At 65.5% G+C, this 13,212-nt stretch carries 10 protein-coding genes and 1 tRNA gene; 3 read left to right on the forward strand and 8 right to left on the reverse strand.

The annotated features are described in order from the left end of the window. Nucleotides 1-20: 20 nt before the first annotated feature. Both katG and AC23D4_RS12480 read right to left on the reverse strand, forming a co-directional pair. Entirely contained in the window at nt 21-2,237 is a 2,217-nt protein-coding gene (gene katG, locus AC23D4_RS12475) for a catalase/peroxidase HPI (protein ID WP_472890011.1), read from the reverse strand. 207 nt (nt 2,238-2,444) lie between these two features. Next, entirely contained in the window at nt 2,445-3,407 is a 963-nt protein-coding gene (locus AC23D4_RS12480) for an AEC family transporter (protein ID WP_472890027.1), read from the reverse strand. A gap of 127 nt (nt 3,408-3,534) precedes the next feature. On the opposite strand from AC23D4_RS12480, the gene AC23D4_RS12485 reads away from it, so the two are divergent. The 3 genes from AC23D4_RS12485 (at nt 3,535) to AC23D4_RS12495 (ending at nt 7,342) form a co-directional block, all read left to right on the forward strand. After that, nucleotides 3,535-5,607: an ATP-dependent helicase gene (locus AC23D4_RS12485; protein WP_472890012.1), complete on the forward strand. Its 2,073-nt coding sequence runs from the start codon at nt 3,535-3,537 to the stop codon at nt 5,605-5,607. Next, nucleotides 5,604-6,110, forward strand: a complete 507-nt coding sequence (locus AC23D4_RS12490; RefSeq protein WP_472890013.1) for a hypothetical protein — start codon at nt 5,604-5,606, stop codon at nt 6,108-6,110. The genes AC23D4_RS12485 and AC23D4_RS12490 overlap by 4 nt, the downstream gene beginning before the upstream one ends. Before the next feature lie 278 nt (nt 6,111-6,388). Further along, entirely contained in the window at nt 6,389-7,342 is a 954-nt protein-coding gene (locus AC23D4_RS12495; RefSeq protein ID WP_487623615.1) for a cytochrome-c peroxidase, read from the forward strand. A gap of 103 nt (nt 7,343-7,445) precedes the next feature. Here the strand turns inward: AC23D4_RS12495 and AC23D4_RS12500 are convergent, their stop codons facing one another. The 6 genes from AC23D4_RS12500 to rsmB all read right to left on the reverse strand — a co-directional run bounded on the left by AC23D4_RS12500 (nt 7,446) and on the right by rsmB (nt 13,192). Next, nucleotides 7,446-7,844 (reverse strand): hypothetical protein, encoded by a 399-nt coding sequence (locus tag AC23D4_RS12500; RefSeq protein WP_472890015.1) that lies wholly within the window; start codon nt 7,842-7,844, stop codon nt 7,446-7,448. A 173-nt stretch (nt 7,845-8,017) separates the two neighbouring features. Continuing rightward, nucleotides 8,018-8,093: transfer RNA gene (locus AC23D4_RS12505), tRNA-Phe, on the reverse strand. 53 nt (nt 8,094-8,146) lie between these two features. Beyond that, a complete protein-coding gene (locus tag AC23D4_RS12510) occupies nt 8,147-8,839 on the reverse strand; it encodes a response regulator (protein ID WP_472890016.1) in 693 nt (230 codons plus the stop codon). Between the two features lie 30 nt (nt 8,840-8,869). Further along, entirely contained in the window at nt 8,870-11,116 is a 2,247-nt protein-coding gene (locus tag AC23D4_RS12515; protein WP_472890017.1) for a sensor histidine kinase, read from the reverse strand. 41 nt (nt 11,117-11,157) lie between these two features. Then, nucleotides 11,158-11,748 carry a DUF4390 domain-containing protein gene (locus AC23D4_RS12520; protein ID WP_472890018.1) on the reverse strand — a complete coding sequence of 197 codons (591 nt, stop codon included), beginning with the start codon at nt 11,746-11,748 and terminating at the stop codon, nt 11,158-11,160. A 94-nt stretch (nt 11,749-11,842) separates the two neighbouring features. Continuing rightward, on the reverse strand, nt 11,843-13,192 hold the full coding sequence (gene rsmB, locus AC23D4_RS12525; protein WP_472890019.1) for a 16S rRNA (cytosine(967)-C(5))-methyltransferase RsmB: 1,350 nt from the start codon (nt 13,190-13,192) through the stop codon (nt 11,843-11,845). Nucleotides 13,193-13,212 lie beyond the last annotated feature (20 nt).

Consider the following 13,212-nt stretch of genomic DNA (forward strand, 5'->3'; position numbering starts at 1 on the left):
CAAGCTGCCGGATCAATGCATCACTTTTTCAGGTCAAAGCGGTCGAGGTTCATGACCTTGTTCCAGGCGGCGACGAAGTCTTTGACGAACTTCGGGCCGCCGTCGTTCTGCGCATAAACCTCTGCAATCGCCCGCAGTTGCGAGTTGGAGCCGAAGGCCAGGTCCACGCGGGTCGCCGTCCACTTCACGGCGCCGGTCTGGCGGTCGCGGCCCTCGTAGGCGTTGTCGCCGCTGGGCTTCCACGCGGTGGACATGTCCACCAGGTTGACGAAGAAGTCGTTCGTCAGCTGGCCCGGGCGCTGGGTGAACACGCCCGCCTGGCTGCCGCCGTGGTTGGCGCCGAGCACGCGCAGGCCGCCGACCAGCACCGTCATCTCCGGTGCGCTGAGTGTGAGCAGCTGCGCCTTGTCGAGCAGCATTTCTTCGGGCGCCACGCTGTAGGCCTTCTTCTGGAAGTTGCGGAAGCCATCACCCTCGGGCTCCATCACGCTGAACGATTCCACGTCGGTCTGGGCTTGCGAGGCGTCGGTGCGGCCCGGGGTGAAGGGCACGTTGACGGCCTGGCCCGCGGCCCTGGCGGCGGCTTCCACCGCGGCGGCACCGGCCAGCACGATGAGGTCGGCCATGGACACCTGCTTGCCGCCGGTCTGCGCGCTGTTGAAGGTGGCCTGGATGCCTTCGAGCACGGCCAGCACCTTGGCCAGTTGCGCCGGCTGGTTGGCTTCCCAGTCTTTCTGCGGGGCCAGGCGGATGCGCGCACCGTTGGCGCCGCCGCGTTTGTCGGAGCCGCGGAAGCTGGACGCCGAGGCCCAGGCCGTGGAGACCAGTTCGCTCACGCTCAGGCCGCTGGCCAGCACGCGGGCCTTGAGTTCGGCCACGTCCTGGGCGTCGATCAGCGGGTGGTCCACCGCGGGCACCGGATCCTGCCAGATCAGGTCTTCGGCCGGCACTTCGGGGCCGAGGTACAGGTTTTTCGGGCCCATGTCGCGGTGGGTCAGCTTGAACCAGGCGCGGGCGTAGGCGTCGGCGAACTCGTCCGGGTTCGCGGCGAAGTGGCGCGAGATCTTTTCGTAGACCGGGTCGAGCTTCAGCGACATGTCGGCCGTGGTCATCATGGGCGCGTGCTTTTTGGACGGGTCGTGGGCGTCCACGATCATGTCTTCCGGTTCCACGTCCCTGGCGCGCCACTGGTGCGCGCCCGACGGGCTCTTGACCAGTTCCCACTCGTACTTGAACAGCACCTTGAAGTAGCCCATGTCCCACTTCGTCGGATTGGGTTTCCACGCGCCTTCGATGCCGCTGGTGGTGGTGTGAACACCCTTGCCGCTGCCCAGCTGGTTGATCCAGCCGAAGCCCATTTCTTCGATGGGCGCGGCCTCGGGCGCGGGGCCCACCAGCGCCGGGTCGCCCGCGCCGTGCGCCTTGCCGAAGGTGTGGCCGCCGGCGGTGAGCGCGACGGTTTCGTAGTCGTTCATGGCCATGCGTTTGAAGGTCTCGCGCACGTCGCGGCCGGAGAGCACCGGGTCGGGGTTGCCGTCCGGGCCTTCGGGGTTCACATAAATCAGGCCCATCTGCACGGCGGCCAGCGGGTTCTCCAGATCACGGTCGCCGCTGTAGCGGCTGTTGGCCTTGTCGCTGGTGGCGAGCCATTCGTGTTCGGCGCCCCAGTAGACGTCTTCTTCGGGCTGCCAGATGTCAGCACGCCCGCCGCCAAAGCCGAAGGTCTTGAAGCCCATGGACTCCATGGCCACGTTGCCGGCCAGGATGATCAGGTCGGCCCAGGAGATGGCGTTGCCGTATTTCTGCTTGATCGGCCAGAGCAGGCGGCGCGCCTTGTCGAGGTTGCCGTTGTCGGGCCAGCTGTTGACCGGGGCGAAGCGCTGGTTGCCGGTGCCCGCGCCGCCGCGGCCGTCGGCCGTGCGGTAGGTACCGGCGCTGTGCCAGGCCATGCGGATGAAAAGGCCGCCGTAGTGGCCCCAGTCCGCCGGCCACCAGTCCTGCGAGTCCGTCATCAGCGCGGTCAGGTCTTGCTTGAGCGCGGCGAAGTCGAGTTGCTTGAAGGCCTCGGCGTAGTCGAATTCCGGGTCCATCGGGTTGGACGCCGGAGCGTGCTGGTGCAGGATGCCCAGGTTCAGCTGGTTCGGCCACCAGTCGGCGTTGGACTGCGCGCCTTGCGTGGCGCGTGCGCCAGCGGCGGCGTGGAAGGGGCACTTGGATTCGGCGGAGGGGTTGCTCATGGGGGTCTCCAGTGGGTTGAACGGGCTCGTTCAGTGGGCGAGGGCCAGTGCTGCGAAACGTTCTACACAGTCGGCCAGGAAGCTGGTGAAAGTGTCGGGGAATGTCATGGCAGGGCTCCAGCGGGTGATCGAGGCCCCACTGTAGTGTCCGCTCTTTGATTTGACAACCTGATTTTTACTAGGCAATCAATAGTCAATAACTATAGATCAGGTCATCAGCGCGACCGCGCCCGAGAACGTGAGGAAGGCGGCCGCGGTGGTCACCAGAATGATGCGGGCGATGCGCCCGTTGTCGGCGCCAAAGCGCTCGGCCAGCAGCGACACGTTGCTGGCGCTGGGCAGGGCCGCCACCAGCACCATCACCGTGAGCGCAAACGGCGTCAGTGGCACGCCGAGCTGGATCGCCGCCGTGCCGACAGCCAGCACCAGCAGCGGGTGCAACAACAGCTTCATGATCGCCACCGGCAAATAGTCGCTGGTGGGCATGGGGTGGCTGGACTGGATCTGCGAACGCGCCAGCACCGCGCCGATGGTGAACAGCGCGACCGGCGAGGCCGCATCGGCCAGCAGCCAGACGGTTTTTTCCACCGGTCCGGGCAGGGTGAACTGCAGCGCCGAGGCCACGCCGCCCAGGATGATGGCCCAGGGCATGGGGTTCACCACCACGCCGCGCAGCGCCTTTTTCGCGGCGTCCAGCATGGCTTCGGCGCCATGGCCCTCGCCCTCATCCAGCCGCGAGAGCGCGATGCACAGCGAGCTGGTGATCACCATGTCCACCACGATCAGCACGATCACCGGCCCCACGCTTTGCGGCCCGAGCAGCGCGGCGAGCAGCGGCACGCCCATGAAGCCGGTGTTGGGGAACGCCGCCACCAGCGCGCCCATGGACGCATCGTTCCAGCGGATGCGGCTGTTCATGCTCATGACGATGGCAAACGCCACCATGATCAGCGCGCACAGCAGGTAGACACCCGCCACCGAAGCATCGAGCAGCTGCGCGATCGGCGTGGTCGAGCCGAAGCGGTACAGCATGCAGGGCAGAGCGAAATACAGCACGAAGCCGTTCAACCCCGGGATCGCCTCCAGCGGCAGCATGCGCCGGTGCGCGGCCAGAAAGCCGGCGAGCACGAGCGCGAAGAAGGGGAAGGTGACGAGCAGGATGTTGAGCACGGTGGGCGATTGTCTCAGGATCACCTCGGTGCACCGGGCAAGCCGGACACCAGGCCTGCACGCCAGCGGGTGCGGGGGGCCGCCGGTATCATCAGACGCTTTGCCGAATGCCAGCGATGAAGTCCCCATGTCCCACGGCCTGAACCTGGCCCAACTCGACGCCGTGAACCACCTGGGCGGCCCCTGCCTGGTGCTGGCCGGCGCGGGCTCGGGCAAGACGCGGGTGATCACACACAAGATCGGCCGCCTCATCAACGCCGGGCTCGCGGCAGACCGCATCGCCGCCATCACCTTCACCAACAAGGCCGCCGCCGAAATGCGCGAGCGCGCCAAACAGCTGGTGGGGCGCGACGCCAAGAAAGTGCTGATCTGCACCTTCCACGCGCTGGGGGTGCGCCTGCTGCGCGAAGACGGCGCGGCGCTGGGACTGAAAAAGAACTTCAGCATCCTCGACACCGATGACATCACCAGCATGCTCAAGGACTGTGGCGGCACCACCGACGCCAACACCGCGCGCGGCTGGCAGTGGGCGATCAGCGCCCTGAAGAGCGCGGGCCTGAATTCAGGCCAGGCGCTTGCCGCAGCGAAGGACGAGAACGAACGGATCACCGCGACCATCATGGCGCGCTACGAAGAGCGCCTCACGGCCTACCAGAGCGTGGACTTCGACGACCTGATCAGCCTGCCGCTCAAGCTGCTCACCGAGCACCTCGATGTGCGCGAGCGCTGGCAGAAGAAGATGGGCCATGTGCTGGTGGACGAGTACCAGGACACCAACGCCACGCAGTACGAGCTGTTGAAACTGCTGGTGGGCGAGCGCGCGCGCTTCACGGCCGTGGGCGACGACGACCAGTCCATCTACGGCTGGCGCGGCGCCACGCTGGACAACCTCAAGCGGTTGCCGCAGGACTTTCCCGAGCTGAAGGTCATCAAGCTGGAGCAGAACTACCGCTCCACCAGCGCCATCCTGCGCGCGGCCAACAACGTGATCGGCCCCAACCCCAAACTGTTCCCCAAGACGCTGTGGAGCGACCTTGGCGAAGGCGAGCCGGTGCGCGTGGTCGACGCCGACAACGAGGAGCACGAGGCCGAGCGCGCGGTGGCGCGCATCCAGAGCCTGCGCACGGTTTCGCCGCACAAGGAGTGGCGCGACTTCGCCATCCTCTACCGCGCCAACCACATGGCGCGATCGTTCGAGCAGTCGCTGCGCCGCGCCCAGATCCCGTACAAGGTCTCGGGCGGCCAGAGCTTTTTTGACAAGGCCGAGATCCGCGACCTCTGTGCCTGGCTGCGCCTGCTGGTGAACAACGACGACGACCCGGCGTTTTTGCGCTCGGCCACCACGCCCAAACGCGGCATCGGCCACACCACGCTGCAACAGCTCGGCAACTTCGCCACGCAATACAAGCTCAGCCTGTTCGAGGCCCTGTTCTCCAACTCGCTGGGCGCCACGCTGCCCGCGCGCGCCGTGGCGACGCTGCACGAGTTTGGCCGTGCGGTGAACGACCTGGAGTACCGCGCCAGACACACGGTGGGTCACGAGGCCGCCCGCGCCTTTCTGAACGAGTGGCTCAAGGACATTGCCTACGAAAAGCACCTCTACGACAGCGAAGACAACGAGAAGGTGGCGGCCGCGCGCTGGACCAACGTGGTCGAATTCTGTGACTGGGTGGCGGGGCGCTGCGGCGGCCAGATCGAGGACGAGGCCGGCGTGCAGACCGAAACCGAGCGCAAGACGCTGCTCGAAGTGGTTCAGACCATCGCCCTGCTCTCGACCCTGAGCGAGCGCGAGAAAGACCAGAACGTGGTGACGCTTTCGACCCTGCACGCATCCAAAGGCCTGGAGTGGCCGCACGTGATGCTGGTGGGCGTGAACGAAGGCCTGCTGCCGTTCAAGATGGACGAAGAGAGCAACCGCGACGCCAGTGCCGAGAGCCTGGCGTCGCGGTTGCAGGAAGAGCGCCGTCTGATGTACGTGGGCATCACGCGCGCGCAGCGCACATTGGCCGTGAGCTGGCTCAAGCGCCGCAAGAAGGGCCGCGAAAGCGTGCCCGGCATGGCCAGCCGCTTCATCCAGGAGATGGCGCTGGACCAGAACACGGTGAAGGAAGACCCGCGCGAAAAGCTGCGCGCGCTGCGCGCCGAGTTCGCCCAGCGCGCCACCGACCAGGCCGCGCAGAAAGCCGCGGAAACACCATGAACCAGACCAGATCCAAGTCCGCGTTGATCGGCTCCATGTTGCTGACCTTGCTGACAGCAACGTCCTCACCCGACGCCACCGCCCAGAACAGCCCCAACGGGCCTGCGGCGTTGACCTGCGTCGAACCGGCCCGCATGACACCTGTCCATCTCTACGGCCTGTGGCAGCTCACGCTGTGGCCGCTGGACGGACTGGAAACCGAGCCCCACTCCCGCGGCGCCGTGCTGTTCGAGCGCCACCCCGACTATCCCGGCAGCGTGCGTGGTCACATCAAGCGATCCACCGCCGGCAACGATGTACAGGCCCAGGTGTCAGGCGATGTGGTGGACGGCGAGTTCAACCTCGACGAATCCGCCGACGGCGTGACCATGGATGCGGTCTGGGCGGGTGCGCCACTGGCGTGCGGGCAGGTCATTCGCGGCATTCGACGCCCGGCGGAAGGCAGCACCAGCGGCCAGTCCAGCCTGTATTTCCGTCTCGACAAGGCGCCCGGCTGGCGCTGATCGCACCCGTTGCGCCGCATTGGCCAAAACATCTGCCATCAATAGCCAACGACTAAGAAGTACATAGTCGAAGTCTATTGATGTCGGCTATCAGGTTGACCGGGATCAACAAAAACCCGGGATTACCCTCATACAGTGCCCCCGTCACAAGCAAACGTCTGCGGACGGTCACACCGCCACTGATGCCGTGATTCTTCTGACACTTTGAAAGCACCGACATCATGAAAACCACAAAATCTCTCCAGTGGGTACTCCGCGCTGTGGCTGTTGCAGCCCTCATGACCTCCAGCGCCGCCATGGCACAGGATCAAGAGCCTGTTTCTCCGGTTCCAGCGCCCAAAGCGGTCAATCCCGCTGCGGTTGAACTGGGCAAGAAACTGTTTTTTGATCCCCGTCTGTCCAAGTCCGGCTTCATTTCGTGCAACAGCTGCCACAACCTGAGCCTGGGCGGCACCGACAACCTGAAAACCTCCATCGGCCACAACTGGCAGCAGGGCCCGATCAACTCGCCCACGGTGCTGAACTCGCGACTGAACCTCGCGCAGTTCTGGGACGGCCGCGCCAAGGACCTGAAAGAACAGGCCGGCGGCCCGATCGCCAACCCGGGCGAAATGGCCTTCACGCATGAGCTCGCCATTGAAACGCTGAGGTCCATCCCTGGCTACGTGGATGAGTTCAAACAGGTCTTCAAGACCGACCAGCTCACCATCGACGAGGTGACCACCGCCATCGCCGCTTTTGAAGAAACCCTGGTGACGCCGAACTCGCGCTTTGACCAGTGGCTCGACGGCGACAAGAAGGCCATCACGGCCGACGAGCTGGCCGGCTACAAACTGTTCAAGGACAGCGGTTGCGTGGCTTGCCACAACGGTCCCAACCTGGGCGGCAACTCGTTCCAGAAGATGGGTCTGGTACAGCCCTACAAAACCGCCAGCACCGCGGCCGGACGTGTGGACGTGACCGGCAAAGATGCCGACCGCCTGAACTTCAAAGTGCCAACGCTGCGCAACATCGAACTCACCTACCCCTACTTCCACGACGGCGCAGCCGAAACGATGACGGAAGCCGTGGACCTGATGGGCCGACTGCAGTTGGGCCGCGAGTTCAACAAGGACGAAAACGCCAAGATCGTGGCCTTCCTCAAGACCCTGACCGGCCAGCAACCGCAGATCGCGCTGCCGATCATGCCGCCTTCGACCGACAAGACGCCGAAGCCGCGTCCGTTCAACTGAGCATCTGTCGATGCCTCATGAAAAAAAACCGGCCTCGCGCCGGTTTTTTCTTGTCGGTTCCCAAGGCTCACCGTTGCGGCCAAGCCCGATCAGCGCGCACCGTTCAGCAGGCGGCCTCCACCGCCGGAACCGGATGGCCCTCGAACCATGCCTGCAACAGGCCTCCCAGCTGTTCGGGCACATCGTTGTCAAAACTCATCAGCACATCGGGCGCGAGCTTTTCGGCGGCCGACCTCAGAATTGCGGCGACGATGTCCCGGTGTTCGTCCGTGACCGATTGCGGGAGCCCGGCCTTCAGCACCGCCACAGTGGACTCGCGCATCCGGTCCGAGCCCAGGATGTGCCAGGCGTAGTCGATCTCATAGCGGTCGACGGCATCCTTCAGACTTTCCCCATCCAGGCGGGATTCTTCGGCAAAGCGGTTCAGGGTGCGGGTGGTGAGCTGGCTCACGAACTGGGCAACCAGTTCGGTGTGCCCATGCGCAAATGTTTCAGTGACCACGGGGGAGTCCTTGCAAGATGGTGGGCCGGAGCCCGGGGAGTCGGTCTTGCCGACAGCGAATCCTGAGATTCAGTGAACCGGTTCGGTGCCGAACCGGCCTGGATCGACCCACACAAAAGGTCAACCCGGAAAAGCAAAAGCCCATCTCGTTGGATGGGCTTTTGCGAGGTGTTTGGTGGCCTGGGACGGAATCGAACCATCGACACGCGGATTTTCAATCCGCTGCTCTACCAACTGAGCTACCGGGCCAAACAGAAGCAAGATTGTAGCAGCTTATCGACCCCACTTTGCAGACGCTGCGTTCAAAGGGCGTTGCGCTTGCTGCGGGCGAGATCCACGCCAAGCTGCTTGAGCTTGCGGTACAGGTGGGTGCGCTCCAGACCCGTCTTTTCAGCCACCCGCGTCATGGAGCCGGACTCCTTGGCCAGGTGGTATTCGAAATAGGCCTTCTCGAACTCGTCGCGCGCCTCGCGCAGCGGCCCTTCCAGGTTGAAGGCCTGCGAAGGCTGGGGACCGATGTCAAACACCACATCGGGCTGGCTGCCACCGGTCATGGCCACTTCCACGGTCAGCTCCATCACGGGCGCGAGCGCGCCATTTTTCAGGGGCAACGCAGCACCGACCCTGGCCACCGGTTTGTTCAGCCCCATGTCCACGGCTTTGAGCAGCTTCTGCAGGGTGATGGGCTTTTCGAGGAAGGCGGTGGCGCCGATGCGTGTGGCTTCCACGGCGGTATCGATGGTGGCGTGTCCGCTCATCATGATCACGGGCATGTTGAGCATGCCACCGCTGGCCCATTCCTTGAGCAAGGTCACGCCATCGGTGTCGGGCATCCAGATATCCAGCAACACCAGATCAGGGCGCATCTGCGTGCGCAGAACACGGGCTTGAGCGGCGTTTTCCGCCAGCTCGACCGTGTGGCCTTCGTCGTTGAGGATCTCGGAGAGAAGATCCCGGATGCCCAGTTCGTCGTCTACGACCAGAATAGTTGCCATGGCGTGAAATGTTTCCCTCGGTCCGTGTTGTCAATTTGCAACTGCGAATGATAACGACACTTGGGCGCCCACCACTTTGCCATCGATCAACCGGTTGCTGATATCCACGCGCCCGCCATGCTCTTCCATGATTTTCTTGACCACCGCCAGGCCCAAGCCGGTGCCTTTGGTCTTGGTCGTGACATAGGGTTCGAACGCCCGCTTGAGGATGTTTTCAGCGAATCCGGGACCCTGATCGATCACGGACAGGCGCACCCACTGGCCCGAGCCTGAGCGCCGGGTGTGGAGCAGTACTTCGGCACCGGCTTGCCCGGCCATGGCGTCCTGCGCGTTCTGCACCAGGTTGTGCAGGATCTGTCGCAGTTGCTGCGGATCGGCCATCACACTGGGGCAGTCATCGTCCAGATCGGTCTTCACGGGCACCGCCGAGCTGTCATACAGGACCAGAATGTCGCGCACCAGGGCATTGAGGTCGGTGGGCGTGAGTTGTGCTGCAGGCAGCCGCGCGTAGTCTCGGAACTCGTTGACCAGGTGCTTCATGGCGTCGACCTGATCGACGATGGTGCGGACCGATTTGTCCAGCAGGGCCTGCTCTGCCGGCTGAACCTTGCCCTGCAGTTTCATGGCCAGGCGCTCGGCGGACAGCTGGATGGGTGTCAGCGGGTTCTTGATCTCGTGCGCCAGGCGCCGCGCCACTTCGCCCCAGGCGCGCGCGCGCTGGGCGGACACCATCTCCGACACGTCGTCAAACACCAGCAAGCGCTCGTTGTTGGGCAGCAAGGCCCCGCGGGCGATCAACGTGATGCCTTCATGCTGGCCCGTGGCGTCGTGCGCGCCGAGTTCAAACGATTGCTGCCAGTGACCGCCTTCGTGCGGGGTGTCATCGGACAGGAAGCGCTCGAACTGCTGCAGCACCTGCGCCGCAAAATTTTCCAGGCCAACCACGGCCGCCAGCGGTTGCCCAAGATGCAGCCCCAGCGGGGTGCGCAGGATGCGGGCCGCCCCCGGGTTGACGCTGAGCACGCCGCCGCGCTCGTCCAGCACGACCACACCGGCCGTGAGGTTGTCGAGGATGGTCTGCAGGTTGTCGCGGGCGGCGTCCACCTGCTCCATGCTGTGCTGCACCGCCGAGCGCGCATCGGCGAGGTCCTGCGTCATGTGGGCGAAAGTGCGGGTCAGGCCCGCGAGCTCGTCGCGCGAGGTCAGTTCAACCTTGGGCGCGAGGTTGCCCTGGGCGACCTCGCGCATGCCTTCGGCGAGCACGAGCAAGGGACGCACCAGGTGATTGCCCAGCAACACCGCCAGCAACACGGCGCCGAAGATGGCCAGAAAAAGGGCCAGCGTGAGCGTGCCGATGTACATGCGTTGCAGCCCCTGGCGTCCCAGCGCGCGCTCCTGGTATTCGCGGTTGGCCACCTGAACGGCCAAGGCATCGGCGACCAGCGCTCGCGGCAGGGGCACCACGACCTGGAGGTAGCGCGGGTTTTCATTGAATCCGAAACCGGCCGCCTCCACGAGGGCGAGCACCTTGATGTGTGCCTGTGCCACCAACAAGCCGGCCTGTGCCGGCTCTTCCCCGCCCTCATCAAGCCCTTCGACCAGCACCATCACCCGGTTCGCGCGAACGCTGCGCAACTGGGCCATGCCAGGACGATCGGGCGAAAAGTCGAAGCGCGAGGCGCCGGCGCTGGCGATCGCCTGCCCCGAAGCGCTCCAGAGCACCAGATCGCTTGCCGACAGGCTTTCGCGCAGTCGCTCCAGTGCCAGCACCGCCGAGGCGTCGGGCACCCGCGACAGCTGTTCCGCGGCCATGCGGGTCTTGGCGCCGAGATCGGCACTCAGGGTGTCCAGCGTGGTGCGACCCAGGTTCAGCCCTGCGGTCAGCGCAGACTCCACCCGCACGTCAAACCAGCTTTCGATGGACCGCGAAACGAACTGGTACGACACCGTGTAGATCAGCAGCCCGGGCAACACCCCGACCAGCCCGATGATGGCGGCCAGCTTGAGCAGCAGCTGGCTCCCGAACTTGCCACGCCGCAGACGTCTGACCAGCCGCACCGCCAGCCACACGATGACGAGGAACAACAAGGTCGCCACCGTCACATTGACACCGAACAGCCAGGAAAAATACTGCTCGTAGAGCACGCGGTTGCGTGTGGCCAGGGTGAGCAGGAACAGCAGCACCATGCCCAGACCGGTCATGACCACCAGGGCCACGATCACCGCCCAGCGCATGGAGGCGCGTCTTTTCTCGGGAGATCGGACGTGTTCGCTCATGAATCAGCGGCGGCGGAGGAAGAGCGGCGGGCCATCACACCTCACCGCGCCGGTTCGCCGGGCCTGACCTCAACGGCGATGTCCGGAGGCGGATCGACCTTGGCTTGATGGGGCACATCGAGCCGCCCATCCACCTCGATGTTCCAGTCGGACTGGTTGGCCATGCCGATCTGGAACGGGCGCGGCAGCAGCGAAAGATCCAGGCTGAACCGCCATTCGACCCGGTGCTGCGCACCGTCGTCCAGCCGGGCTGCGTCGGCAATGACCCAGCTGGAAACGCGGCCCACGACCGCCAGCACCTCGTCAAGGCTCTCGAAGTTCTGGTGCAGCGCATATTGCAGTGCCGCCGCACCCGAGCCCGTCACACCATCGTGGGCCTGACTCAGACGCCAGCGCCGGGTCAGTGGCTGGTAGGCCAGCCGAAAGGTCCGGACCATCGAACTCACGCGTTTATCGGCCCAGTACCAGCGGTCACGGTACACGTCGGCCTGCCAGACGAAGTACATCGGCACACCCTTGAGCAGGGCATCTTCAACCGCCGCCGTGGCGACCGAGCCCAGTCGCACGGAAAGTGTCAGCGCATCCGTGTTGCGCTGAAGGCTGACGAACTGGATTTCGGGCTCGCGTGCCATGACGGGTCCCGCCAGGCAAGCCAGCGCGAACACCCAGACCAAAGCACGAACCCATCGCAACGACAGACGCGTTGCCGCCCGGCGCACGGCCCCCTCAAGGCCCGGCCTTGTCGATGCGTGCGTAAAAGAAACCGTCGTATCCACCGGGCACATTGTCGTTGAACTCCCCATGGGCAGCGGCGGTTCCGGGGAGCAAATGGCCAGGGGAAGGCTGCAGAACGGCATCGGTGTGGTGCAGCAGAAACGCATTCACCTGTTCGGATCCTTCGGCCTGGAACACCGAGCAGGTGCAATACAGCAGGCGACCACCCGGCTTGAGCAGCGGCCACAGCCGCTCCAGCAACTGCCGCTGCACAGCCACGAGTTGGGCCACGTCGCTGGCCCGGCGCAGCCAGCGCACGTCGGGGTGGCGGCGCACGATGCCCGAAGCCGTGCAGGGCGCGTCGAGCAGGATGGCGTCAAAGGGGCGCCCGTCCCACCAGCCCGCGGTGTTGGCGGCGTCGGCGCACTGCACCTCGGCGCTCAGGCCCAGGCGCCGCAAGTTGTCGTGGATGCGGGTGCAGCGCCGGGCGTCGACGTCCAGCGCGAGCAGGTCGAGATCGGCGCGTTCGAGCAGGTGCGCGGTCTTGCCGCCGGGCGCGGCACAGGCGTCGAGCACGCGGTCGGCGGGGCTCCAGGCGCGGCCGTCGAGCAGCAGGCTGGCGGCCATCTGGGCCGCTGCGTCCTGCACGGAAACATGCCCTCGGGCAAAGCCGGGCAGGCGCTCCACCGGCTGCGCGGCCGACAACACCAGACCGTCATCGCCCACCGGGCTGGCCGACAGACCGGCGGCCTCCAGCTGGGCGCGGTAGTCGTCCCGCGCGGCGCGGCGCCGGTTGACCCGCAGCGCCATCGGGCCGGGCACGTTGTTGGCCTCAAGGATCGCGGCCCAGTGCTCGGGATGATCGTGCTGCAGCCGCTCCACCCACCACAGCGGGTGGTTCCAGCGCGCGACCGGATCGTCCACCAGCTGCGCGCACAGGGCCTCGCGTTCGCGCAGAAACCGCCGCAGGCAGGCGTTGAGAAAGCCCGCCTGCATGCTGGTGCTGCGCTGCTGCTTGGCCGCCTCCACCGCCTGATCCACCACGGTGTGGGGCTGGTAGTGCTGCCCGTTTTCATCACCCAGCAACACGGCCAGCGCGCTGTGCAGCAAGGCCAGCACCGGCGCGGCAGGCGCACGCTGCGCCAGCAGCCGACCGAGTGCGCGCGCAGCGCCGAGCTGGCGCAGGGTCTGGAAGGTGAGCGCCTGCACGCCCGGTCGCAGCGCCGATGCCACTTGGGGCAGCACCTCGCTGAGCGAGCGACCCTGTTCGACCGCGAGCACGCACTGGGCGGTCCAGCGCAGTTGCGTGGCAAGCGTTGGCGCGTTGGGCACCGGGCGGTCTGCGGAGCTGTTGGAGGTCAATGAGGGTCCTGGTAGATATT

It is taken from the genome of Hydrogenophaga sp. L76 (assembly GCF_057654755.1).